The organism is Pseudomonas sp. NPDC088429 (genome assembly GCF_044753305.1).
Taxonomy (GTDB): domain Bacteria; phylum Pseudomonadota; class Gammaproteobacteria; order Pseudomonadales; family Pseudomonadaceae; genus Aquipseudomonas; species Aquipseudomonas rustica.
In genome coordinates this window covers 31,768-57,718 of sequence record NZ_JBIVMX010000018.1, presented here as the reverse complement: position 1 = coordinate 57,718, position 25,951 = coordinate 31,768, and the positions used below count along the sequence as shown (strand labels likewise).

General features: G+C 61.1%; 12 protein-coding genes. 8 read left to right on the top strand and 4 right to left on the bottom strand.

What is annotated here, in order from left to right; genetic code table 11:
* Nucleotides 1–153: 153 nt before the first annotated feature.
* A complete protein-coding gene (locus ACIP66_RS12230) occupies nucleotides 154–13,152 on the bottom strand; it encodes a non-ribosomal peptide synthetase (RefSeq protein WP_400648344.1) in 12,999 nt (4,332 codons plus the stop codon).
* 371 nt (nucleotides 13,153–13,523) lie between these two features.
* Between ACIP66_RS12230 and ACIP66_RS12225 the strand changes: the two genes are divergently transcribed.
* A complete protein-coding gene (locus ACIP66_RS12225; RefSeq protein ID WP_053122228.1) occupies nucleotides 13,524–14,078 on the top strand; it encodes an RNA polymerase factor sigma-70 in 555 nt (184 codons plus the stop codon).
* 110 nt (nucleotides 14,079–14,188) lie between these two features.
* On the opposite strand, the gene ACIP66_RS12220 is transcribed toward ACIP66_RS12225, so the two are convergent.
* The 3 genes from ACIP66_RS12220 to ACIP66_RS12210 all read right to left on the bottom strand — a co-directional run bounded on the left by ACIP66_RS12220 (nucleotide 14,189) and on the right by ACIP66_RS12210 (nucleotide 16,802).
* Nucleotides 14,189–15,202, bottom strand: a complete 1,014-nt coding sequence (locus ACIP66_RS12220; RefSeq protein WP_400648341.1) for a GNAT family N-acetyltransferase — start codon at nucleotides 15,200–15,202, stop codon at nucleotides 14,189–14,191.
* Nucleotides 15,203–15,289: 87 nt separating this feature from the next.
* Nucleotides 15,290–16,087 (bottom strand): substrate-binding periplasmic protein, encoded by a 798-nt coding sequence (locus ACIP66_RS12215; protein ID WP_400648338.1) that lies wholly within the window; start codon nucleotides 16,085–16,087, stop codon nucleotides 15,290–15,292.
* Between the two features lie 91 nt (nucleotides 16,088–16,178).
* On the bottom strand, nucleotides 16,179–16,802 hold the full coding sequence (locus ACIP66_RS12210) for a TetR/AcrR family transcriptional regulator (protein WP_053122234.1): 624 nt from the start codon (nucleotides 16,800–16,802) through the stop codon (nucleotides 16,179–16,181).
* Nucleotides 16,803–16,987: 185 nt separating this feature from the next.
* Here ACIP66_RS12210 and ACIP66_RS12205 point away from each other — a divergent pair, with 185 nt between their 5' ends.
* The 7 genes from ACIP66_RS12205 (at nucleotide 16,988) to ACIP66_RS12175 (ending at nucleotide 25,941) form a co-directional block, all read left to right on the top strand.
* The gene (locus ACIP66_RS12205) at nucleotides 16,988–18,772 is read left to right on the top strand and encodes an acyclic terpene utilization AtuA family protein (RefSeq protein WP_400648336.1); all 1,785 of its coding nucleotides are present in this window, start codon (nucleotides 16,988–16,990) and stop codon (nucleotides 18,770–18,772) included.
* 12 nt (nucleotides 18,773–18,784) lie between these two features.
* Entirely contained in the window at nucleotides 18,785–19,654 is an 870-nt protein-coding gene (locus tag ACIP66_RS12200) for an SDR family oxidoreductase (protein ID WP_400648334.1), read from the top strand.
* 3 nt (nucleotides 19,655–19,657) lie between these two features.
* Nucleotides 19,658–21,274, top strand: coding sequence for a geranyl-CoA carboxylase subunit beta (atuC, locus tag ACIP66_RS12195; protein ID WP_400648331.1), 1,617 nt, complete (start codon nucleotides 19,658–19,660; stop codon nucleotides 21,272–21,274).
* 31 nt (nucleotides 21,275–21,305) lie between these two features.
* Nucleotides 21,306–22,463, top strand: a complete 1,158-nt coding sequence (gene atuD, locus ACIP66_RS12190) for an acyl-CoA dehydrogenase family protein (protein WP_212543687.1) — start codon at nucleotides 21,306–21,308, stop codon at nucleotides 22,461–22,463.
* Nucleotides 22,460–23,257, top strand: a complete 798-nt coding sequence (locus tag ACIP66_RS12185; protein ID WP_400648328.1) for an enoyl-CoA hydratase/isomerase family protein — start codon at nucleotides 22,460–22,462, stop codon at nucleotides 23,255–23,257. The genes atuD and ACIP66_RS12185 overlap by 4 nt, the downstream gene beginning before the upstream one ends.
* Before the next feature lie 109 nt (nucleotides 23,258–23,366).
* A complete protein-coding gene (locus ACIP66_RS12180) occupies nucleotides 23,367–25,328 on the top strand; it encodes an acetyl/propionyl/methylcrotonyl-CoA carboxylase subunit alpha (protein WP_400648326.1) in 1,962 nt (653 codons plus the stop codon).
* A gap of 70 nt (nucleotides 25,329–25,398) precedes the next feature.
* Nucleotides 25,399–25,941: an exonuclease domain-containing protein gene (locus ACIP66_RS12175; RefSeq protein ID WP_159815673.1), complete on the top strand. Its 543-nt coding sequence runs from the start codon at nucleotides 25,399–25,401 to the stop codon at nucleotides 25,939–25,941.
* Nucleotides 25,942–25,951 lie beyond the last annotated feature (10 nt).

Here is a 25,951-nt window from a genome sequence, read left to right as displayed (position 1 = left end):
GCTGCCGGTTGATTGTCGTCAATCGGGGAAATGATGCGGTTTGTGTTGAAGTCGCTGACGCCGGAAAGCAAAAAGATCGCAGCCTGCGGCAGCTCCTACAAGGAAACGCGATGTTCTCTGTAGGAGCTGCCGCAGGCTGCGATCTTTTGATCTTTACAGTCCCTCCAGCTCCGCCATCAGATCATTCAACCGATCCACCTTCTCCTCGGTAATGTCACTCGCCGCCAGCCCGTCAATGTACTCGCCCAACTCCTCCACCGTGCTGCACTCGAACATCGCCCGCAGCGGCACATCTCGTTGCAAGGACTTCTGCACCCGCGAGGCGATCTGCGTGGCCAGCAACGAATGCCCGCCCAGCTCGAAAAAGTTATCGCGCACACCGACCTGCTCGACCTTCAACACCTCGGCCCAAATGTCCGCCAGCGTCTGCTCCAGTTCATTGCGCGGCGCCAGATAATCCTGACTCTGCAACTGACCGATCTCCAGCGCCGGCAAGGCTTTGCGATCAAGTTTGCCGTTGGCATTCAGCGGCAGTTGATCGAGCCATAACCAGTGCAACGGCACCATGTATTCCGGCAGTTCGGCGCGCAGACGCTGCTTGATCCGCTCAAGGCGTTCGCTCGAATTCAACGCGGAGTCTGCTGCGACGAGATAACCGACCAAGTGCTTGCCGTTGACGCCCTCCTGCACACCGACCGCGCCATCGCGCACTTCCGGCTGTTCATGCAGACGCGCTTCGATCTCACCCAGCTCAATCCGGTAACCACGAATTTTCACCTGATGGTCGACGCGGCCAACGTACTCCAACACACCATCGCTACGCCGCCGCGCCAGGTCACCGGTGCGATACAGACGCTCGCCCGGCGCACCGAACGGGTTTGGCACAAACACCGGCGCCGTGCGCAGCGGATCGCTGACATAGCCGCGACCGACCCCCGTGCCCGCCACACACAACTCACCCACCACACCCAACGGCACCAGTTCCAGCGCGCCATCGAGCAGATACAGCAAGTTGTTGTCGGTCGGCGTGCCGATCGGCAAATAACTGCCGCGCGTCGAGGCCATGTCGACCCGGAAGAACGCCACGTCGTCGGAACATTCCGCCGGGCCATACGCGTTGACCAGACCAATCTGCGGATAACGCAGCAACCACTGATGCGCCAGCTCCGGCGGCATCGCCTCACCGGTCGGCAACATCCAGCGCAAGCCATCGAGACTCAGGCGATCCGCGGCGAGCATGCCCTGAATCAGCGACGGCACGCTCTCCAGCACGGTGATGCCTTGCGCTTGCACATGCTTCAGCAGACCTTGCGGATCGTGGGCAATCGTATTCGGCACAATGTCCACTCGCGCGCCGAACAGCGGCGCGGCAAGGAACTGCCAGACCGAAATATCGAAGCTCTGCGAAGCGGTTTGCGCGATCACATCGGCCTCGCTCAGATTCAAGTACGGCACCTTGCTCAACTGGTTATTGAGCATGCCGCGCTGCTCGACCATCACGCCTTTCGGCAGGCCGGTGGAGCCCGAGGTGTAGATCACGTAAGCGAGGTTGTCCGGGGCGCTGTAAATGCCAGGATTCGTCGCCGACAACGCCAAGGCCTGCACTTCTTCCCAAACCAGAAGCCGTGGACGATTGGCGCAGCTCAATTCATCCAGCAAGGTCTGCGCCTGTTCGCGACAGGCCTCACTGCACACCAGCAGCGGCGTGCGGCTCAGCTCGATGATGCGTTGCAAACGCTGACTCGGCAGACCCGGATCCAGCGGCAGATAACCCGCGCCCGCCTTGAAGCTGCCAATGATCATGCCGAGCAGGTCGAGATTGCGTTCGGCGAGCAACGCCACCGGTTGATCCGTCTGCACACCCGCCGCGACCAGTGCATGGCCGAGACGGTTGGCGTTGTGGTTCAGCTCGGCATAGCTCTGTTGCTGATCAAGGCACGTCGCGGCGATGCGTTGCGGATGCGCGGCAACCTGCGTTTCGAACAGCGCCACATAGCTCTGCTCCAGCGGATAATCGTGGGCACTCTGGTTGCAACCACGCAGCAGGAAATCCTGCTCCTCAGCGCCCAACAGCGGCAGATCAGCCATGTCGCCATGGAAGCCCTCGACCAGCGCCAGCAGCAGACGCTTGAACTCGCCGAGCATGCGCTCGATGGTCGATTTGTCGAAATAACGCTGGTCATACGACAGGTGCAGACCAAGGTCATCGCCCGGGTAGCACACCGCCGTCAACGGGAAGTTAGTGTGGGTTCGTCCGGAGTCCGAGGTCGCGTTCAGGCTCTGCGCGCGATCCAGCACCGAGACTTCCACCGGGGCATTTTCGAAGACGAACAGGCTGTCGAACAGCGGCTGGCCTTTCGGCAATTCGCTTTGTTCCTGAATGTTCACCAGCGGCAGGTATTCGTACTCGCGCAGTTGCATGTTGCTGTCGAGCAAAGCGCTGAGCCACTGACGCACGCTGCTGCGTTCATCGTCTGCCGGCATCTGCACCCGCAGCGCGATGCTGTTGATGAACAGACCGACGGTGCGTTGCATCTCCGGCATGTCCACCGGCCGCCCGGCCACGGTCACGCCGAAGAGCACGTCGCGATCACCACTCAGGCGTCGCAGCACCAAGGCCCACGCCGCTTGGGCGAAGGTGTTGATGGTCAACTGATGCGCCTGCGCCAATTCACGCAGACGCGCACCGTCCTCGACATTCAGGCGGGTGTAGCGGTCGCCGACGATCATGCCGCCGCTTTCACCGGCATGTTCACGCAGGAACGGACGGTCGCTCGGGATCGGCGTGGTGCGCTCGAACCCTTGGAGATTCTGCTGCCACCACTGCCGCGCTTCGGCCAGGCTCTGGCGTTGCAACCAGCCGATGTAATCGCGATAACGCGGCGGCACGGCGAGTTGTACTTCGCGACCTTCACCCAGAGCGGTGTAGATCTCGAAGAAATCGTTCATCAGCAACGAGCGGCACCAGGCATCGATAAGGATGTGGTGATTGCTCATCATGAACCAGTAACGCGCCGCGCCGACCTTGATCAGGCGCAGGTGGAACGGTGCCTGATTGAGCAAATCGAAACCGGCCTCGCGCTCGCTTTTCAGCAGCGCTTGCAGCTTTGCTTCCTGCTCGGTGTCGGCGATGGCGCTCCAGTCCAGATATTCGATTGGCGTGCGACCCGGCGTGTGAATCACTTGCAGCATGTCTTCGCCAACGTTCCAGCAGAACGAGGCGCGCAACGCTTCGTGACGGGCGATCACCGCTTGCCACGCCTGGGCAAAACGCTCAGCGTCGAGTTCGCTGTTGATGCGGTAGCGATCCTGCATGTAGTAAAGACCGGTGCCCGGTTCGAGCAAGGTGTGCAGCAACATGCCTTCCTGCATCGGCGTCAACGGATAGACGTCTTCGATGTGCGCGGCCGGCACCGGCAAGGCATCGAGTTGCGCCTGAGTCAGTTTGGCCAGCGGGAAGTCCGACGGCGTCAGGCCCCCGGCTTCGTCTTGCAGGCAATGACCGATCAGGCTTTGCAGCTCACCGAGATAGGCATCGGCCAGATCGTGGATGGTTTGCGCGTCGTAACGCTCGGCGCTGAACGTCCAGCGCAAGAGCAATTCACCGCCATACACCTGACTGTCGACGCTCAATTCATTCGGCAATGGCGCCTGCGGATCGTGGGCAGCGCCAACCGGCTCATCCAGCGGACGGAACAGTGCATCGCTGGCGAAGCTCTGGTCGAACTGGCCGAGGTAGTTGAAGGTGACCGGTGCATGCGGCAGCGCCTCCATGCTGCGCTGAGTGAAATCATCGGCCAGATAGCGCAGCACGCCATAGCCCAGACCTTTGTGCGGTATCGCGCGCAGTTGCTCTTTGATTGCCTTGATCGAAGCGCCCTGCCCTGCGGCCTCTTCGATGTTGTGCGGCGTCAGGCGCAGCGGGTAAGCACTGGTAAACCAGCCGACGGTGCGAGTCAGGTCGATCTCGTCGAACAGGGTTTCGCGACCGTGGCCTTCCAGTTGAATCAGCGCCGATGGCTGACCGCTCCAGCGGCACAGCACGCGGGCCAGTGCCGTCAGCAGCAGATCGTTGACCTGCGTGCGATAAGCGCTAGGCGCCTGTTGCAGCAGCTGTTTGGTGTGCTCGGCATCGAGGCGCACGCTGACGGTTTGTGCATGACGATTCTGCTGGCCGCCCTGCGGGTTTTCGCAAGGCAGATCGGCGTTCTGACCGGCCAACTGGGTTTGCCACCAGTTGAGTTCTTCGCGCAGGGATTCGCTGCCGGCGTAGGCCTGCAAACGGGCGGTCCAGTCTTTGAAGGCACTGGTTTTTGCTGGCAGTTTCACCGCATGCTCGGCGTCGAGTTGGCGGTACACGGTTTGCAAATCGTCGAGCAACACGCGCCACGACACGCCATCGACCACCAAGTGATGGATGGCGATAAACAGGCGTTGCTGAGCCTCAGGGCCGTCTACCAGCAAGGCGCGAACCAGCGGGCCGTTCTCCAGATCAAGACTGCGCTGGGCATCGGCGAACAGCGCTTCGCACTTGTCCATCGACGCCACGCGCACTTGCCACAACACCGCCGCATCCCGCACCGGTTGGTGCGTCGCTTGCCACTGGCCGTTGGACTCGGTGAAGCGCAGACGCAGGGCATCATGCTGCTCGATCATCGCCAGCAGCGCTTGCTCCAGATGATGCGGTTGCAGCGCCACGGTTGGCTCCAGCAACAGCGCCTGATTCCAGTGCTGACGCTCCGGAATTTCCGTGTCGAAGAACCAATGCTGAATCGGCGTCAGACGCGATTCACCGGCCACCAGGCCTTGCTCCGCTGTCACTTGTTCGCTGCGACTGGCCACGGCGGCGAGGGTTCGCACGGTTTGATGCTGGAACAGATCACGCGGGCTGAAATGAATGCCTTGCTGACGCGCGCGGCTGACCACTTGAATCGACAGAATCGAGTCGCCACCGAGTTCGAAGAAATTGTCGTTGAGGCCGACCTGTTCGACGTTGAGCACTGCGCACCAGATCTGCGCCAGGGTCTGTTCCAATTCGTTGCTCGGCGCCACGTAATCCTGGCGATTGAGCTCCGGATCCGGCGCCGGCAAAGCACGACGATCGAGTTTGCCGTTGGCGGTCAGCGGCATGCTCGCCAGCAGAATCAGGTGCGTCGGCACCATGTAATCCGGCAGTTGTGTCTTGAGGTGCGACTTGAGGGCTTCGCGCAGTTCAGCCTGTCTGGCTTCGCTTAGCTCGGCGACTTCAGTCACCAGATAGCCCACCAGTTGTTTGCCGCTTGGCGCATCAAGGGCGAGCACCACGGCTTCGCGGATCGAAGCGTGATCAAGCAGACTGTTTTCGATTTCGCCCAGCTCGATGCGGAAACCACGAATTTTTACCTGATGGTCGATCCGCCCAAGGTATTCAACCAAGCCATCGCCACGCTGGCGCACCAGGTCGCCGGTGCGGTACATGCGTCCGCCGTCAGCGGCAAACGGATCCGCGACAAAACGCTCAGCAGTGATGCCCGGACGATCGTGATACGCCTGCGCCAGACCCGCGCCGCCGACGAACAATTCACCGGTCGCGCCCTGTGGCACCAGCGCCAGATCGGCGTCAAGAATGTACGCAACACGCGCGCCAATCACGCTGCCGATCGGCACACTGCCCGCACCCTCTTCCAGCACCTCCGGCGCCAGACTGGCCAGTGGCATGACCACGGTTTCCGTCGGGCCGTAGGCGTTGAAAAACATCGCCGGTTTGAACGCCGCACGGATGCGTTGCAGATGTTCGCCGGTCAGCGCTTCACCGCCGGTGATGATCATCCGCACCGGCAGGATCTCGTTTTGCGTCGAAAGGAACTGCGCCAACTGGCTGCCGTAGCTCGGGGTGAAACCGAGCACGTTGATTTTATGCGTGCGGATCAAACCGCAGATTTCTTCCGCGTCCCACTGACCTTGCGCACGCAACACCACTTGCGCGCCGCTGAGCAGCGGCACCAACAAACGCTCAGTCGCCGCATCGAAGTTGATCGAATAGAAGTGCAGTTCGCAGTCGTCCGGGCGCATGCCAAACCGCTCGATCACGGCCTGACAGTGCATGGCGATTTCGCCGTGGGAAACCACCACGCCTTTCGGCTTACCGGTCGAACCCGAGGTGTAAATCAGGTAGGCCTGATGCTGCGGCAGGCTGATAAACGGCAGTTCACTGGCCGGGTAATCGGCGAGCGCCGCGCTGTCGTCTTCCAGGCTCCAACGCGCCACGCTCGACGGTAGCTCGCCGAGCGCGTTAAACATCGCGCGATCACTGAGCAGCAGCCCAATGCGGCTGTCTTCAATCATGTAATGCAGACGGTCGAGCGGGTATTCCGGATCCAGCGGCACATACGCACCGCCCGCCTTGAGAATCGCTAGCAGGCCAATGACCATTTCCAGCGAACGCTCCAGTGCCAGACCGACGCGCACTTGCGGGCCGACGCCACGCTCGCGCAGGGCCCAGGCCAGACGATTGGCGCGCGCGTCGAGTTCGGCGTAGCTCAAAGTCTGCCCGGCGAAAGTCAGGGCCGCTGCGTCCTTGCGCGCCAGTGCCTGTTCGGCGAAGAGGTGATGAATACACTGGTCGAGACGATGCTCGCCCGGCTCGATGCCGAGGCTGTCGAGCAGTTGCTGTTGCTCGGGCGCGTCAAGCAGCGGCAATTCACTGAGGCGCTGTTGCGGATCGGCGATCAGCGCTTCGAGCAAATTGCGCCAATGTTTGGCCATGCGCGCGATGGTCGGTTCGTCGAACAAATCGGTGCTGTACGTCAGGCAGCAACCGAGACGATGGTCGAGGTCGGTGACTTCCAGGTTGAGGTCGAACTTGGTCGCCCGCGCATCGTTGGCCAGATATTCGACGGTCATGCCAGCGAGCATGCGGCTCTGCTGAAATTCCCAGCGCTGCACGTTGCACATCACCTGGAACAGCGGGTTGTACGCGGCACTGCGCGGCGGCTGCAAGGCTTCGACCAGATGATCGAACGGCAGATCCTGGTGCGACTGGCCTTCGATCACGGTGTGGCGAACCTGCTCGAACAATTCGCCGACCGACATCATGCCGTCGAGCTGGCAGCGCAGCACTTGAGTGTTGAGAAACGCACCGATCAGCCCCTCACTTTCCGGACGGATGCGGTTGGCCACTGGCGCGCCGATGCGCAGATCGGTCTGCCCGCTGTAGCGGTAAAGCAGCGTGGCGAGCGCGGCGGTCATGGTCATGAACAGGGTCAGACCGTTTTGCGCGTTGAACGCACGAACCCGCGTCGCGAGGTCGTCGCTGAGGTCAAAACGGAACAGCTCGCCCTGGTGGCTTTGCACCGGCGGGCGCGGGCGGTCGCCGGGCAATTCCAGCAGCGGATGTTCGCGACCGAGTTGCGCCGTCCAGTAATCGAGTTGGCGTTGACGCTCGCCGGATTCCAGCCAGTTGCGCTGCCAGACGCTGTAGTCGAGGTACTGCACCGGCAGCGGCTCCAGCGGCGAATCGCGGTCGTCGACAAACGCTTCGTACAGTGCGCTGAGTTCGCGGGCGAAGATGTCCATCGCCCAGCCTTCGGTGACGATGTGGTGCAGGGTCAGCACGAAGTAGTGCTCGTGCTCGGCGGTCTTCACCAGACAGGCGCGCAGCAGCGGGCCAGTTTCCAGATCGAACGGCAGATGCGCTTCTTCATCGGCGAATTGCTGAACCTGTTGCTCGCGCTGATCGGCGGCAATTTTCGAGAAATCCTTCCAGCCCATGCGCACGCCGGTCTCGGCATGCACCTGTTGACGGGCGATGCCATCGACGCTCGGGAACGTCGTGCGCAGGGTTTCGTGGCGCAGGATCAGCGCTTGCAACGCAGCCTCGAAACGCTCGACGTGCAACACGCCACGCAGGCGCGCCATGCCACCGACGTTGTACGCCGGGCTGTCCGGTTCCATCTGCCAGAGGAACCACATGCGCTGTTGCGAGTACGACAGCGGCACCGGTTTGCTGCGGTCGACCTTGGCGATTGGCGGCTGCTTGTTGGTGCGGCCACTGACCTGAATCAAGCGAATCTGTTCAGCGAAATCACCGAGTTCGCTGTGCTCGAACAACGCGCGCAGCGGCAGCTCGACGTCACAGGCCTGACGGGTGCGCGAGATGATTTGCGTGGCCAGCAGCGAGTGGCCGCCGAGGGCAAAGAAGTCGTCGCGCAGACCGACCTGGCTGAGGCCAAGGACTTCGCGCCAGATCGCGGCGATTTGCTGTTCCAGCTCGGTCACCGGTTCGACGTGTTCACGCACTTGCCATTGCGGCTCGGGCAAGGCGCGGCGGTCGAGTTTGCCGCTAGGGCTGAGCGGCATTGCGTCGAGGCGCATCAGTTGCGCCGGCACCATGTATTCCGGCAGTTCGGCGGCGAGTGCGGTTTTCAGACGAGCGATTTGTTCGTCGTGATGTTCACTGGCATCGGTCGCGGTGAAGTAGCCGATCAGTTGCGCGCCGGCAGCGGTTTCGCGCACCAGCACCACGGCTTGGGCGACGCCGTCCTGGGCGAGTAACCGCGCTTCGATTTCTTCCGGTTCGACACGGAAGCCACGCAGTTTGACCTGCTGATCGAGACGGCCGAGGTATTCGATCACGCCGTCAGACGTCCAGCGCGCGCGGTCGCCGGTGCGGTACAAACGGGCGCCCTGCTCGCCCAATGGATCAACCACAAAGCGTTCAGCGGTCAACGATGGACGACCGAGGTAACCGCGAGCCAGACCAATGCCGCTGATGCACAACTCACCCGGCACACCGGCCGGTACGGGATTGAGATCAGCGTCGAGCACGCGGCAAATCACGTTGCCCAGCGGTCGGCCAATCGGCGAACGCTCGCCATCGGCGGTGGTGCAATGCCAGTGCGTGACGTTGATCGCAGTTTCAGTCGGGCCGTAACGGTTGTGCAATTGCACCGCCGGCAGTTGCGCCAACACGCGATTGCGCAGTTCAGCGGGCAGCGCTTCACCACCGGAAAAAACGCGGCGCAGGCTGGTGCATTCGGCGCTCAGCGGTTCGTCGATGAACAGCGAAAGCAGCGGCGGTACAAAGTGCAGCGTGGTCACGCCGTGTTCTTGCACCAATTGCGCGATGCGATGCGGATCGCGGTGTTCGCCAGGGCCGGCAATCAGCAGGCGCGCGCCAGTGATCAACGGCCAGAAGCATTCCCACACCGAGACGTCGAAACTGATCGGCGCCTTTTGCATCAGCACATCGGTTTCATTCAACGCGTAAGCGCTCTGCATCCATTGCAGACGTTCGGCCAGTGCCGCATGCGTATTGCCGACGCCTTTCGGCTGGCCGGTGGAGCCCGAGGTGTAAATCACGTAGGCGAGGTTGTCGCCGTGCAAGTGCAGACCCGGTGCCTGGCTCGGCCAGTTTTCCAGGTGCAGGGCGTCCATGGCGATCACGCTGACGCCGTCGCTGGCCGGTAACCGGCCGAGTAATTCGGTTTGAGTCAGGAGCAATTCGACGCCGCTGTCGCTGAGCATGTAAGCCAGGCGATCAGCTGGGTAATCCGGATCCAGCGGCACGTAAGCGCCGCCGGCCTTGATGATCGCCAACAGGCCGATCAACAGTTGCGGCGAACGCTCGGCGGCGATGGCCACGCAAACGTCCGGGCCGACACCTTTGTCGCGCAGATAGTGCGCGAGGCGGTTGGCTTGCGTGTGCAGTTCGGCAAAATCGAGGCTACCGCCCTCCCACACCAGCGCGGTGCGTTGCGGGATTTGCCGCGCTTGTTCGGCGAGCAGTTCGGGCAGCCATTGTTGTGCCGGAACGCACGGCGCGACGCTCCAGTTTTTCTGCTGATCGTGCTCGCCGACGGTGAGCAGTTGCAGGTCGCCGATGGCTTGTTCTGGACGCTCGCAGACGTCGCGCAGCAGGTTGCTGAAATGCTCGGCCAGTCGCGCGATGGTCGCGGCGTCGAACAGTTCGTCGGCGTAGTCGAAGGACAACGTCAGGCGACCATTACGGTCTTCTTCGCTGTGCAATTGCAGGTCGAACTTGGCTTCGCGGCTGTGCCACGGCAACTCTTCGGCGAGCAAACCCGGCAGGCGTTTGAGCGCACTGAGGTCGCGCTGCTGGTGGTTGAACATGATCTGGAACAGACCTTGTTCGCGGGCCTGCGGGAAAGCTTCGAGCAGTTGTTCGAACGGCAGATCCTGATTCGCCTGTACGCCGAGTGTGGCCTGGCGGGTTTGCGCCAGCAGCTCAACGAATGGCAGGCGCGAATCAAGTTCTGCACGCAGCACTTGGGTGTTGATGAAGAAGCCGATCAGGCCTTGAGTTTCCAGGCGCGGACGGTTGGCGTTGGGTACGCCGATGCGAAGATCACGCTGACCGCTGTAGCGATGCAGCAAACTCTGCAATGCCGAGAGCAACAGCATAAACGGTGTCGATTGATGCGCTTGCGCTGTGTTGCGAATCGCCTCGCTGAGGCTGACGTCCAGACGCACGGTGTGACGTGCAGCGCTGTGTTTGTGTTGCGCCGAGCGCGGATGATCGGTGGTCAGCTCCAGCACTGGATGCTCGTCGCCCAACTGCGCTTTCCAGTAAGCCAGTTGCCGCTCGCCCTCGCCTTGCGCCAGCCATTGGCGCTGCCAACTGCCGTAGTCAGCGTATTGGGTTGGCAGCGGCGCGAGGTTGGCCGTGGCGCCTTGCGAGGCAGCGGCGTACAGGCGCGAGAACTCGTCGATCAACACGTTCAGCGACCAACCGTCAGCGATGATGTGGTGCATCGTCACCAGCAATTGGTGATCTTCATCGTCGAGACGGATCAACGTCACCCACAGCAGCGGGCCTTTCTCCAGATCGAACTGAGTGCGGGCTTCGTCGTCGCGGATCTGCTGCGCGCGGGCTTCGCGTTCATCGGCTGGCAGGTCGCTGATGTCGATCAATTGCAGGTTGAAATCGGCAGCGGCATCGACTTGTTGCAGAGCAACGCCGTCACGTTCGAAGAAACGCGTGCGCAGGGATTCGTGGCGCTCGATCAATTGCTGGAAGCTGGCGCGCAGTGCGTCTTCATCGAGTTCGCCACGCAAGCGCAGGCCGCCGGGAATGTTGTAGGCGCTGCTGTGCGGGTCGAGTTGCCAGGTGATCCACAAGCGGTTTTGCGCCAGCGATTGCGGCATCGGCTCGGAACGTGACAGCGCGGTGATTTCACCTTGCGCGCTGCCACCGTCCTGTTGTTGCTGGGCGACTACGGCGGCAAACGCGGAGAGGGTCGGCGCTTCGAACAGCAGGCGAAGGCTCAGCTCCAGACTGAGTACTTCGCGAACACGGGCGATCACTTGCGTGGCAGCGATCGAGTTGCCGCCGAGCAGGAAGAAGTGATCGTCGGCGTTGACCTGTTTGACGTTGAGTTGCTCAGCCCAGATTTTGCCGATCAGCGTTTCAAGTTCGGAGGCGCTGGCTATCGATTCTTGAGTTTCAGTGGCGCTCGACGGGAACACCGCGTAGCTGTCGAGGCTGCCATCGGCCAGACGATTGCGGCACGCCGAGCGCTGCAATTTGCCGCTGGAGGTTTTCGGCAGTGCGCCGGGATTGAGTAACACGACCACGCTCGGCGCTTCTTGATACGCCTCGGCCACGGCTTGGCGGATGGCTTTGATCAACGCTTCCGGCGGCAGGATTTTCTGCACGCTGCGGCTGATTTCTGCAGCGATGCCAATACCCTCTTCGCCATTCTGATTGACCGCGAATGCAGCGACGCGGCCCTTGCGCACCACTTCAACTTCGCGCTCAACGGTTTGCTCGATGTCCTGCGGATAGAGGTTGTGGCCGCGCACGATGAGCATGTCTTTCAGGCGACCGGTGATGAACAGTTCACCGTTGCGGATAAAACCCAAGTCGCCAGTGCGCAGCCAGGTGCGGCCAGCGTGCTGCACGAAGGTTTTGGCGCTGGCTTCGGGGTTGCGCCAGTAACCGAGGGCAATGCTCGGGCCGGTCGCCCAGACTTCGCCGACGGCATTGTCGGCGAGTTCTACGAGCGTATTGGGCTCAACGATCAGCACCGCGTGCTCAGGCTGGCTGATACCGCAACTCATGATCGGGGAACCATCCCCCGGCTCGGCACGATTTTGCGCCAGCGCTTGATCGTCCACGCGCAGTGCAGGAATGCCGGTGCCGCGTGGGGTGCCGGCGACGAACAGCGTGGCCTCGGCCAGACCGTACGAGGCCATGAAACTGTTATCGCTGAAACCGCTCGCGGCGAACTTGTCGGCGAAGCGTTCCAGGGTGTCGAGGCGGATCGGTTCGGAACCGGAATAGGCCACGCGCCAGCGGCTCAGGTCGAGACGCTCCAGCGCCGATTCGCTGGCCCGTTCGCTGCACAAGCGATAGGCAAAATCCGGCCCGCCGCTGATGGTGCCGCCGTATTGGCTGATCGCTTCGAGCCAGCGAAGGGGCCGACCGAGGAAGTACGCCGGCGACATCAGAATGCACGGCACGCCGCTAAAGATCGGTTGCAGCAGACCGCCGATCAACCCCATGTCGTGATACAGCGGCAGCCAACTGACGATCACATCATCCGGGTTCACATCGATGCCGAAACCGTGGCGGATCAACAGTTCGTTGGCGACCAGATTACCGTGGCTGACCTGCACGCCTTTGGGTAACGCGGTCGAGCCGGAGGTGTATTGCAGGAAGGCGATGTGCTCTGGCGGCAGGTTCGGTTCAAGCCAATTTTCGGCCAGCGCATTGTCGAGTGTGTCGACGCACAACAGCGGCGGCGCGCCTTCGATCTGCTGCAAGGCGTCGCGCAGGTCGGCGCTGGTCAGCAGCAGACGCGGTTCGGCGTCGGCGATGATCGACAGCAAACGTTCCTGATGGTGACGGCGCGCCGATTCCGGCGGATACGCCGGCACTGCGATCACGCCCGCGTACAGGCAACCAAAAAACGCCGCGACGTAATCCGGGCCGCTGGGGAACAACAACACCGCGCGATCACCAAATCCCGCCTCAGCCTGCAATGCGGCAGCAATCGTGCGCGCGCGTTGATCGAGTTCGCGATAGCTGAGCACCACAGCCTGTTCTTCGTTTTCGGCAAGAAAACGCAAGGCCAGTTGATCCGGCGTCAGGGCCGCGCGGCGCTGGAGGGCTTGGACCAGAGTGCTGGGGATGTCGAACGCGTCGGTCATGAGGTTTCCTGCCTGAAGTCGGCTTGCTGAGTGGAATCGGGTTGCTGCGTCACGCCCTCAAGGGCATGCAGGGCGCGGTCTGTGCCGACCGCGCAAGGCTGCGGAATGCTGTCTGGTCGGGGTTCGGTACCCGGAACCATTCACCAATGAGAACGGATGACGTCTTGAAATAATTAGTCGGCAGGCTGGATCGCCAACGGGGCTGGCATGCGGCGGCGTGTCGCAGTTCTCACAACGCACCAATTTGTATCATTAGTTCTCTTTCTCAATTGACAATCATTATCATTCAACATAATTTGTCGCTCGATGTGTAGGACGGCCCCGTCCCCCCAAGGCGTCCCACTAACCTATTTGGCAGCAAGGTGATTTCCATGACGGAACCAGTATCCACAAGCAGGTGCGATTCACCGCTACTTCAGGCATTCGTCGACAATCGACTGATTCTGGTCAAGATTGCAGCCCGCATTACCGGCTGCCGGTCACGTGCCGAAGACGTGGTGCAGGATGCGTTTTTCCGACTGCAATCGGCGCCACCGATCACGTCGTCGATCAAGGCGCAACTGAGTTATCTGTTCCAGATCGTGCGCAACCTGGCCATCGATCACTACCGCAAACAGGCGCTGGAGCAGAAATACTCAGGCCCTGAAGAGGAAGGGCTGAACGTGGTCATTCAAGGTGCTTCGCCGGAAACCTCGCACATCAACTTCTCCACCTTGGAGCACATCGCCGACGCACTGACCGAGCTGCCCAGCCGCACTCGCTACGCGTTCGAGATGTACCGTTTGCACGGCGTGCCGCAAAAGGACATCGCCAAGGAACTCGGTGTTTCGCCGACCCTGGTCAACTTCATGATTCGCGATGCGCTGGTGCACTGCCGCAAGGTGTCGAGCAGTCGTCGGGATGTGGTGATTGCGGGGCGTCGCTGAGACCGGGTCGACAGATAGAAAAAGATCGCAGCCTTCGGCAGCTCCTACAGGGGAACGCATTCCAAATGTAGGAGCTGCCGAAGGCTGCGATCTTTTGCTTTCAGATCACCTCAAGCCAACTTGCACCGATCAAAAAACCGCTCACGCCCCAGAATCATCAGCGCCGCACGCTTATGCGGGAAGTCGAATTCCTTCTCGCAGTGGAAGCACTGGTTCTGCATGTGGCCAATCATCTTCGCGTTATCGGCACGCGGTTCGGCGACCACGCGCTGGGTGCGCGGATCGTCCAGAAACAGGTAATGCACCAGCGCCGATAACCAGCTCGCGACTTTGTGCGGGCCACGGTGATCCTCCTCCCCCACCAGCATGTGAATGCCCCGGTCGTAATCGTCGGCATCGTAGAACGGCGCGATACGATCTTCCTTGGCCCAATAGGCTTCGAAATAGGCGAACGGCTGATCATCGAAACAGCCGATCAGGGTCAGCGTGTGCGGGTCGGCGTCAATTTTGCTCAGGTATTCGCGGTGCTTTTCGATGCTGCCTTCTTCCTGCCAGAAACTGGCGACACGCGGGCTGTTCTGCCAACGGTTGAAGCGCGGCAGATCCTCTTCGATTTCCACCGTGCGCAGGGAAATCCACGCGCCCAGCCGCGCATCGAAACGCCGATAAACTTCACCGCGCGGTTTCACCGGCCGCAACGGGTGACGCTTGCCAGCGCTGATGACCATTTGCTGCGGATAGTTGCCGGTCAGCGACGTGCCAAGCCACGGTTGCGGCAGTTGCCAGAACAGCGTGCGCTCGCAGCGATATTCGCCGGCCACCTCGGTGCTCACCAGCAAACCGCTGAGCAAGGCTTCGGTCGGCGGTTGATCGAGTTGCCAGGTCAATTGCCGGCACTCAGGGTCGCGGGCGAACAACCAATAACAGGCTGCCCACAGCGCTTGCCCCGGCGGCAAGGCGAAACGCTCATCGATCTGGATCGGCCCTTTGGCCTCGCGATCGAGGCGCAGGCGAATCAATGGTTGCCCGTCCAGGCTCAGGCTCAGACGGCTTTCGGTGGCATCGGCTACCAGTTGGCTGCCCGAAGGCAAAGACAAGGCAGTCAGGTCATTCAGATTGGACATGGGTCGGGCTCACGATAATCGTCGACAGTTCAACGATGGGACGTGATCCGGCAGGGGAAATTTAGGCTTGGCAGAGAAATCAGTGCCTCAGTGATGCGGCACTGGCACCACGGCAATCTTGTACGGATCGAAGATTTTCAGCATCTCGCCGTTGTCGCGCAGGCCTTGCAGCAGCTTGCCGAACGCCTCGCCGGTGATCGGCGCGGCAGGACGCAGAATCGCATAGTGGTGGTAAACCTGATCAGTGCGCTGCGACACCAGCAACTCGTCGCGAACCTTCTCGTTGCGCAGCAGGTAATCGCTCAGATAGGAGCGCGTCACCAGAGCAATGTCGGCGCGCCCGCGCAGCACCATCAGCAGGTTGCTGTCGTGGGAATAGGTCAACGTTGCATTGAAATTCTGCGCGAGGAATTTCGGGTCGGCGTTGAAGTTGGCGAACTCATAGTGATAGCCGCTGAACAACGCCAGACGCTTGCCTTTAAGGTCAGCGAAATAGTTCTGCTGGCGACCGTCTTCACGTTGCGCGACGAAAATCTCGGCGTCTTCAAGGCCCATGTCGACGTCAGTGTGAGGGATTTCCTTCCAGCCCCAATCAGGGTTCTCGAAGATCGCCATGTCGATCCGGCCTTGTTTGAAATCACCGAAACGTCGCGGGATCGAAGTCGGCACGAGGACGAATTGATAGTCTTTTTGCAGGCGGTTCAGCGATTCGACCAATTGTGGCAGCAGACCGGTGTCGGCACCGTTTTCCGGGCGGATGGTGTACGGCGGAAAGTGCGCGGCGCCCACCCGAACCAGTTGCGCTGCTTGCGCAGGCAACAACCAGAATGCCGCCAGCGCTGCGAGCATCACGCCCGACGCCGTCCGAATTGGCGAAGACTTCAAAACACCCCACTCCCCGAAAAATACCGATCAATGCATTCAAGCTAGGCGGTTTCGCCCAGTTAGCCAGTTTCACCGCCTGATAGAAAACGTCTCAGCGCTCTTCAAGCACCAGAATCAGCGCCTCATCCGCCAGTTGGTCGAGGCTCAGACTGCCGCCGGCACGGAACCAGGTGGTCGTCCAGGACAACGCACCGGTGAGAAAACGTCGAGTGACAAACACGTCGCCGCGAATAAACCCGGCCTCTTTGGCTTCGCCGAGCACCTCTAGCCAGAGGTCTTCGTAGACATCGCGCAACGCCAGCACTTTGGCCTGGCCGTCTTCGGACAACGAACGCCATTCATACACCAGCACCGCCATCGCTTCGCCGCTGCCGCCCATGATCGACTGCAATTCGCAGCGGATCAGCGCCAGCACCCGCTCACGCACATTGTTCGCGTCGGCGAGCGCGGCGCGCATCAGTGCGGTGTTGTAACGGATGGTTTCTTCCATCACCGCCCGGAGAATTTCGTCCTTGCTTTTAAAGTGATGAAAAATGCTTCCCGACTGAATCCCCACCGCACCGGCCAGATCGCGCACCGTGGTGCGTTCGTAGCCTTTATTACGGAACAGGTGAGCCGCCACTTGCAGCAGTTTGCCGCGCGCGCTGTCCGGGTCGGTCAACTGGCCGTCGTCGACCAATTCGCGCATGACCCTCAGGGCTTTTTGCTCGTCCACCCGTTCTCTCCTACAGTCGATCAGTCTGTTGCCCCCTGAAACCGCAGGGTTGCGCGCAATTTAAGCCGCCAACGGCAACCAAGCAAGCGCTTGGGCAGAAGATAGTGTTTCGCTGTTTACAAACCAAGCGCTTGCTTGGTAGCCTCCAGACACTTCTGTCGCAGGTTGCTGAGTCGGAGATAAAAATGCCCACCACCGTTCGCATCGGATGCGCCAGTGCATTCTGGGGAGACACCTCGACCGCCGCCGCGCAGTTAGTCGACGGCGGCAAACTGGATTATCTGGTCTTCGACTATCTGGCCGAAATCACCATGTCGATCATGGCCGGCGCGCGCATGAAAGACCCGCAGGCCGGGTTCGCCAGCGACTTCATCGAAGTCCTCACGCCGCTGCTGCCACAACTGGCCGAGCAGAATATCCGCGTCATCAGCAACGCTGGCGGGGTCAACCCGCAAGCCTGCGCCGCTGCCCTGCAAGCGGCCTGCGACAAGGCCGGCATCCCACTGAAAATCGCCGTGTTGCTCGGCGATGACCTGCAACCACAATTCAAACAACTCAGCGGCATCACTGAAATGTTCAGCGGCGCCCCGTTGCCGCCAATGTGCGTCTCGACCAATGCCTACCTCGGTGCGCCGGGCATTGTCGAAGCGTTGCGACTGGGCGCCGATATCGTCATCACCGGCCGCGTGGTCGACAGCGCCGTGGTCAGCGCCGCGCTGGTGCACGAATTCGGCTGGTCGTGGCACGACTACGACAAACTCGCCCAAGCCGCACTGGCCGGGCACATCATCGAATGTGGCGCGCAATGCACCGGCGGTAATTTCACCGACTGGCGCGACGTGCCGGATTACGAGCACATCGGTTTTCCAATCGTCGAAGTCAGCGCCGACAGCCAATTTATCGTCAGCAAACCGGAAGGCTCCGGCGGACTGGTTACACCGCTGACCGTCGGCGAGCAAATGCTTTATGAAATCGGTGATCCGCAGGCGTATCTGTTGCCCGACGTGGTCTGCGACTTCACCGAGGTCAAACTTCAGCAGCAAGGCAAAAACGCGGTACACGTTCACGGCGCCAAAGGCCTGCCGCCGACGGATAAATACAAGGTCAGCGCCACCTGGCCGGACGGCTTTCGCTGCACCGCCAGTTGCCTGATCGCCGGTATCGATGCCGTTGAAAAAGCGCAGCGCGTCAGTCAGGCAATCATCGACAAGACCGCGGAAATGTTCAGCCAGCGCGGCTGGGCGCCCTATAGCGAAACCCACATCGAACTGCTCGGCAGCGAAGCCACTTACGGCGCGCACGGGCAACGTCGCGACAGCCGCGAAGTGGTGATCAAACTCGCCGTGCGGCACCCGAGCAAACAGGCGCTGATTCTGTTCTCCCGAGAAATCGCCCAGGCCGCGACCGGCATGGCGCCCGGGCTGACCGGTATCGTTGGCGGACGGCCAACCGTGTACCCGCTGATCCGTTTGTTCTCATTCCTGATCGATAAAAACGCCTGCACCTTGCAGATCGATCTGGCCGGTGAACGCCATCCTTGCGCCCTGCCCTCATTGGTCGCGCTCGACAGCGAAGACTTGCCCATTGCCCAGCAACCGCCGAAACCACAGGGCCGCGCCGATGCCAGCGTGGCACTGGTGAAACTGGCCGTGGCGCGCTCCGGTGACAAGGGCAACCACAGCAACATCGGCGTGCTGCCGCGCAAACCCGAATACCTGCCGTGGATCGCCGAAGCGTTGACCCCGGCAGTGATCGTCGACTGGATGAGCCACGTGCTCGACCCAATCCACGGCCGCGTCGAACGCTGGTATCTGCCCGGCACCCACAGCCTCAACTTTCTTTTGGAAAACGCCCTCGGCGGTGGCGGCGTGGCCAGTCTGCGCATCGACCCGCAAGGCAAGGCCTTCGCCCAGCAATTATTGGAAATCCAGATCCCGGTGCCGCAGAGCATCGCCGAACAGCTCGACTAGAGGATGGTGTGCATGGCTTACGCGTCGATTTTCAATGCCGAACTGTTCAGCGGCCAGACCATCATCGTCACCGGTGGCGGCAGCGGCATCGGCCGTTGCACCGCGCATGAACTGGCAGCGCTCGGCGCCAACGTGCTGCTGGTCGGGCGCAAACCGGAAAAACTGCAAAAAGTCGCCGCCGAAATTGCCGAGGACGGCGGCCGCGCGCATTGGCAGGCCTGCGATATTCGTGATGAAGAAGCGGTAAAACAACTGGTCAAGGAACTGATCGCCGAGCACGGGCCGATTCGTGGTCTGGTCAACAACGCTGGCGGCCAATACCCGTCGCCGCTGGCTTCGATCAATCAGAAAGGTTTCGAAACCGTGCTGCGTACCAATCTGGTTGGCGGTTTTCTGATGGCGCGGGAAGTGTTCAATCAGTCGATGAGCAAACACGGCGGCAGCATCGTCAACATGCTCGCCGACATGTGGGGCGGCATGCCCGGCATGGGCCACTCGGGCGCGGCGCGTTCGGGCATGGACAACTTCACCAAAACCGCCGCGTTTGAATGGGGTTATGCCGGGGTGCGGGTCAATGCGGTGGCGCCGGGCTGGATCGCCTCCAGCGGCATGGACACTTACGAAGGCGCGTTCAAAGCGGTGATTCCGACCCTGCGCGAGCATGTGCCGCTCAAGCGCATCGGCACCGAATCGGAAGTCAGCGCGGCGATTGTATTTTTGCTCAGTCCGGCGGCGGCATTTATTAGCGGCAGCACATTGAAAATTGATGGCGCGGCCAGCCTCGGCAGCCGTGCCTGGCCGTTGCACAAAGCGACTCATAGCGAGTCGTTCAATGGCTTCCATCGCGCCTACCTTCCAGACGTGCTGAAGGACAAGGAGTAAGCCATGCCGCAGATCCAGTCCCAACTCGATCCGCACAGCGAGGCCTTTGCCCGTAACCGTGCGGCAATGCTCGTGGCCATCGAGCAAGTGCAGCAACTCGAACAAAACCTGCTGAACAAAGCCGCCGAAGCCAAAGCCAAATTCGACAAGCGCGGACAGTTACTGCCGCGCGAACGCCTGAATCTGTTGCTCGATCCCGGCGCGCCGTTTCTCGAACTGGCCAGTCTCGCCGGCTACAAGTTGCATGACGACAAGGACGGCAGCTCGGCCGGTGGCGGACTGATCGCCGGCATCGGTTACGTTTGTGGCATCCGCGCAATGGTGGTCGCCAACAACAGTGCGATCAAGGGCGGCACGATCTCACCGAGCGGTTTGAAAAAATCCCTGCGCCTGCAACAGATCGCTCAGGAAAACAAACTGCCGGTGATTACCCTCGCCGAAAGCGGCGGTGCCAACCTCAATTACGCGGCGGATATTTTTGTCGAAGGTGCGCGCAGTTTTGCCAACCAGGCGCGGATGTCGGCGATGGGTTTGCCACAGATCACCGTGGTGCACGGCTCAGCCACGGCGGGCGGCGCTTATCAGCCGGGGCTGTCGGATTACGTGGTGGTGGTGCGCGGCAAGGCCAAGCTGTTTTTGGCCGGCCCGCCGTTGCTCAAAGCGGCCACGGGGGAAGTCGCCACCGATGAAGAACTCGGCGGCGCCGAGATGCACGCGCAAGTCGCCGGCACGGCTGAATACCTGGCGGAAAACGATGCCGACGGCGTGCGTCAGGTGCGTGAAATTCTGCGAATGCTGCCGTGGAATGAACAACTGCCATGGCTGCCGGAGCCGCAATACAAAGAGCCGCTCTACCCGATCGACGAACTCCTCGGGCTAATCCCGGACGATGCGAAAAAACCTTACGACGTGCGCGAAATCATCGCGCGTATCGCCGACGAATCCTGCTTTCTCGAATTCAAGGGCGAGTTCGATCAGCAAACCCTTTGCGGGCAATTGAAGATTCAGGGGCGCGCCTGCGGTTTCATCGGCAACAACGGTCCGATCACGCCGAACGGTGCGAGCAAAGCGGCGCAGTTCATTCAGTTGTGCGATCAGAGCCAGACGCCGTTGCTGTTTTTTCATAACACCACCGGCTTCATGGTCGGCACCGAATCGGAACAGCAAGGCGTGATCAAACACGGCTCGAAACTGATTCAAGCGGTGGCCAACGCGCGGGTGCCTAAACTGACCATCGTCGTCGGCGGCTCCTACGGTGCCGGTAACTATGCGATGTGCGGACGCGGTCTCGATCCGCGCTTTATCTTTGCCTGGCCGAACAGCCGCACCGCTGTAATGGGCGGCGCGCAGGCCGGTAAAGTTCTGCGCATCGTTACCGAAGCCAAACAGCTCAAGGACGGTTTGACGCCGGATCCGAAAATGCTCGATATGCTCGAACAGGTCACCGCGCAGAAACTCGACAGCCAATCCACCGCGCTCTACGGCAGCGCCAACCTGTGGGATGACGGGCTGATCGATCCACGCGACACGCGCACGCTGCTCGGCTATTTGCTCGACATCTGCCACGAAGCCGACATTCGCACGTTGCAACCCAACAGCTTCGGCGTCAGCCGGTTCTGACCGCCACGGATCTTACGGAGAACAATAAAAAATGATCTTCACCCCGGAACACGAAGCCCTGCGCCGTACCGTCCGCCAGTTCGTCGAGCACGAGATCAATCCGCACGTCGATGAATGGGAAAAGGCCGGGCGCTTTCCCATCCACGAGATTTTCCGCAAGGCCGGCGACCTCGGTTTGCTCGGTATTTCCAAACCGGAAAAATTCGGCGGCATGGGTCTCGATTACAGCTATTCGATTGTCGCTGCTGAAGAGTTCGGCACCATTCATTGCGGCGGCATTCCGATGTCGATCGGCGTGCAGACCGACATGTGTACCCCGGCCCTCGCCCGTTTCGGCTCCGATGAATTGCGCGAAGAGTTTCTGCGGCCGGCAATCACCGGCGAGCAGGTTGGCTGCATCGGCGTTTCCGAGGTCGGCGCTGGCTCCGACGTTGCCGGGCTGAAAACCACCGCGCGCAAGGACGGCGACGACTACGTGATCAATGGCAGCAAGATGTGGATCACCAACTCGCCGAGTGCTGATTTCATCTGCCTGCTGGCGAATACTTCCGACGATAAACCGCACATCAACAAGTCGCTGATCATGGTGCCGATGACCACCCCGGGCATCAGTCTCAGTTCGCACCTCGACAAGCTCGGCATGCGCAGCTCGGAAACTGCGCAGGTGTTTTTCGACGATGTGCGCGTGCCGCAGCGCAACCGCATCGGCCATGAAGGCGCCGGGTTCATGATGCAGATGCTGCAGTTTCAGGAAGAACGTCTGTTCGGTGCGGCGAACATGATCAAGGGCCTGGAATATTGCGTCGACAGCACCATCGAGTACTGCAAGGAGCGCAAAACTTTCGGCAATGCGCTGATCGACAACCAGGTGATCCACTTCCGCCTCGCCGAACTGCAAACCGAAATCGAATGCCTGCGCGCGCTGGTCTATCAAGCCACCGAGCAGTACGTGAAAGGCCAGGACGTCACGCGCCTGGCGTCGATGGCCAAGCTTAAGGCCGGGCGTCTGGGCCGCGAAGTCAGTGACAGCTGCCTGCAATATTGGGGCGGCATGGGCTTCATGTGGGACAACCCGGTGGCCCGCGCTTATCGCGATGTGCGGCTGGTGTCGATTGGCGGCGGCGCCGACGAAATCATGCTGGGGATCATCTGCAAACTGATGGGCATCCTGCCGGGGAAAAAGAAATGAGCAGCCTGCCAGAATGCCAGACGCTGTTGCTGGAACTGCATGGCGGCGTGCTGCACATCACCCTCAATCGCCCGGACAGCCGCAATGCGATGAGCCTGCAAATGGTCAGCGAATTGCGTGCGGTGCTGGCGTCGGTACGCGAGGATCGCAGTGTTCGCGCTCTGGTGCTCAGCGGCGCCGGCGGGCATTTCTGTGCCGGGGGCGATATCAAGGACATGGCCAGTGCCCGTGCTCAAGGTGCCGATGCTTACCGTGAATTGAATCGTGCGTTCGGGGCTTTGCTGGAAGAAGCGCAGCACGCGCCGCAAGTGTTGATCACGGTGCTGCAAGGCGCAGTGCTCGGCGGCGGTTTTGGGCTGGCGTGTGTCAGTGACATTGCGATTGCCGATCATCAGGCGCAATTCGGTTTGCCGGAAACCAGCCTTGGTCTGCTGCCGGCGCAGATCGCGCCGTTTGTGGTGCAGCGCATTGGCCTGACCGAGGCGCGGCGACTGGCGCTGACCGCCGCACGTTTCGACGGGCATCAGGCACGCCGTTTGGGGTTGGTGCATTTTGTCGAGCAAGATGCGCAGGCGCTGGCGGAGCGACTGGATGAGGTGCTGCAGCATGTGCTGTGTTGTGCGCCGGAGGCGAATGCGCTGACCAAGAAATTGTTGTTGGCGAGTGCCGGGCAGCCATCGGCTGAGTTGCTTGATGAAGCGGCGCAGTGGTTTAGCGAAGCGGTGACGGGAGAAGAAGGGATCGAGGGCACCATGGCTTTTGTGCAGAAGCGTAAACCGCGGTGGGCTACCTAAAGCATCGCGAGCAGGCTCACTCCTACAGTTGGAATGCGTTCCCCTGTAGGAGTGAGCCTGCTCGCGATGAGGCCTCCACATCCACCGCCAAAACCTCAGGAAACCCACCATGCCCACCCTCAGCAAAATCCTGATCGCCAACCGCGGTGAAATCGCCTGCCGCATCCAGCGCACCGCCCAAGCCCTTGGCTACCGAACCGTCGCCGTCTACAGCGACGCCGACGCCGACGCCCTACACGTGCAAATCGCCGATCAAGCCGTGCACATCGGTCCCGCCGCCGTGCAGCAGTCCTACTTGAACATCCCGGCGATCATCGACGCCGCTCGCCGCAGCGGTGCCGACGCCATCCATCCCGGTTACGGCTTTCTCTCGGAAAACGCCGAGTTCGCCCGCGCCTGCGAACAGGCTGGCCTGACGTTCATCGGCCCGAGCGTCGCAGCCATCGAATTGATGGGCAGCAAACGCCGCTCGAAAATCGCCATGCTCGACGCCGGTGTACCGTGCATCGCCGGCTACCAAGGCGCCGAGCAGGACGACGTGACCCTGCTGAGCGAAGCCGAGCGCATCGGCTATCCATTGATGATCAAGGCCAGCGCCGGTGGCGGCGGTCGCGGCATGCGTCTGCTGCACGATGGCTCTGATTTACCGGCGCAACTGCGTACCGCGCGTTCGGAAGCGTTGAACGGTTTTGGCAGCGACGAATTGATTCTTGAACAGGCGTTGATCGAACCACGGCACGTCGAAGTGCAACTGTTCGGCGACCAACACGGCAACCTGATCTACCTCGGCGAGCGCGATTGCTCGGTGCAGCGCCGCCATCAGAAAGTCATCGAAGAAGCGCCCTGCCCGGTGATGACCGCCGAGTTGCGTCACGCCATGGGTGAAGCGGCTCTCAAGGCTGGACGTGCGGTGAATTATGTCGGCGCTGGCACCGTGGAATTCCTGCTCGATGCACGCGGGCAGTTCTACTTTTTGGAAATGAACACTCGCTTGCAGGTCGAGCATCCGGTGACAGAACTAATCACCGGGCTGGATCTGGTCGCCTGGCAATTATGGGTCGCCGAAGGTCAGCCTTTACCGCTGACTCAGGATCAGGTGCAACTCAATGGCCACGCGATGGAAGTGCGCCTTTACGCAGAGGACCCTGCGCAGGATTTTTTGCCGCAAACCGGTTGTGTAGAGGCGTGGGAGCCAGCGCTGCAACACGGCGCGCGCATCGATCATGGTCTGCGCGAAGGGCAATTGATCAGCCCGTTCTACGACCCGATGCTCGGTAAACTGATCGCCCACGGCGCTACTCGCGAGGAGGCTCGGCGCAAACTCCTGCGCGCAGTGGAGGACTCGGTGTTGCTGGGTGTGCAAAGCAATCAGCGGTTGCTGGTCAGCCTGCTGCAACATCCGCAGTTCATCAGCGGTGAGTTCAGCACGGCATTTATCGCGCAGCATTTCAGCGATCACGCGTGCCTGAACAGCTACGCGCCGAGTGCCGAAGACCTGGCCATCGCTGCAGTGTTGTTCTATCAAACCAGCGCCCTCAGTCACCGCGCGCCGCTGTCCGGCTGGCGTAATAACGCCAGTGTGCCGCTGCATTTTCGCCTCGGTCTTGATGAGCAAAACTGGACGCTGCAACTGCTCGCTGAGCCGCAAGGTGCGTTCAAAGTGCAAGTCGCCGAACGCACACTGGCATTGAAACTCATCGATCAAGACGCCCACTCGATAACGCTGGAAGTCGACGGATTGCGCCAACGCCACGCCTGTCGTCTCGATGGCGAACAACTCTGGCTGTTCACTCACCCCGGCAGCCTGCGCCTGGAGGATCGAACTCACGCGGTGATCGGCAGTCAGACCAGCGTCAGTTCCGGCACCTTGAAAGCGCCCATGGACGGCGCCATCGTCGACGTATTGGTCAGCGAAGGCAGCCCGGTCAGCAAAGGTCAGCTGCTGCTGGTACTGGAGGCAATGAAAATGGAGCACCCGCTCAAGGCCGGCATCGACGGCGTGCTCAAGCGGGTGCAGGTCAAAGTCGGCGATCAGGTAAAAAATCGTCAGGTTCTGTTGCAGGTGGAGTAGTCAGCCGAGCGCAAACGCAGGGTTTGGCTACGCTCTGAATAATCAGAACGCACAAATCAGGAACCCTGCGATGCCCCACTGGCTGGTCATAGATCTGGAAGCCACCACCGATGAGGGTGGCTGGCCGGTCACCGAGATGGAAATTATCGAGATCGGCGCGACGCTGGTCGATCGTGCCGGGCGCGAACAGGATCACTTCCAGCGCTTCGTCAAACCGACTCGACGGCCGTTGCTGACGCCGTTCTGTCGCGAGCTGACGCACATCACCCAGGCCAATATCGATACGGCGCAACCGCTGACTGAGGTCTGGCCGGCGTTCGAACGCTGGCTCGCGCAGCATCAATCACGTCTTGAAGGCTGGGCCAGTTGGGGCGATTACGACCGCAAGCAACTGCTCCAGGAATGGCAGCGCCTGCAGATCGACAGCGGCCTGAGTCGAGTGCCGCACATGAACCTCAAACAACGCTTCGCCAAGGCCCGACGCCTGGAGCGGCCGCTGGGGCTCAACGGCGCGCTGCAACTGGCCGGCATGCAGTTCAGCGGTCAGCAACACCGGGCGCTGGAAGATGCGCGCAACACCGCACGATTGTTGCCGCTGGTTTTGCCACTCTAGGGCCAATTCG

Coding starts and splice junctions, on each gene's coding strand:
- ACIP66_RS12200 (WP_400648334.1), top strand. CDS start 18,785: ATGGCTTACGCGTCGATTTTCAATGCCGAACTGTTCAGCGGCCAGACC.
- atuD (WP_212543687.1), top strand. CDS start 21,306: ATGATCTTCACCCCGGAACACGAAGCCCTGCGCCGTACCGTCCGCCAG.
- ACIP66_RS12230 (WP_400648344.1), bottom strand. CDS start 13,152: ATGACCGACGCGTTCGACATCCCCAGCACTCTGGTCCAAGCCCTCCAG.
- ACIP66_RS12220 (WP_400648341.1), bottom strand. CDS start 15,202: ATGTCCAATCTGAATGACCTGACTGCCTTGTCTTTGCCTTCGGGCAGC.
- ACIP66_RS12185 (WP_400648328.1), top strand. CDS start 22,460: ATGAGCAGCCTGCCAGAATGCCAGACGCTGTTGCTGGAACTGCATGGC.
- ACIP66_RS12205 (WP_400648336.1), top strand. CDS start 16,988: ATGCCCACCACCGTTCGCATCGGATGCGCCAGTGCATTCTGGGGAGAC.
- atuC (WP_400648331.1), top strand. CDS start 19,658: ATGCCGCAGATCCAGTCCCAACTCGATCCGCACAGCGAGGCCTTTGCC.
- ACIP66_RS12180 (WP_400648326.1), top strand. CDS start 23,367: ATGCCCACCCTCAGCAAAATCCTGATCGCCAACCGCGGTGAAATCGCC.
- ACIP66_RS12225 (WP_053122228.1), top strand. CDS start 13,524: ATGACGGAACCAGTATCCACAAGCAGGTGCGATTCACCGCTACTTCAG.
- ACIP66_RS12175 (WP_159815673.1), top strand. CDS start 25,399: ATGCCCCACTGGCTGGTCATAGATCTGGAAGCCACCACCGATGAGGGT.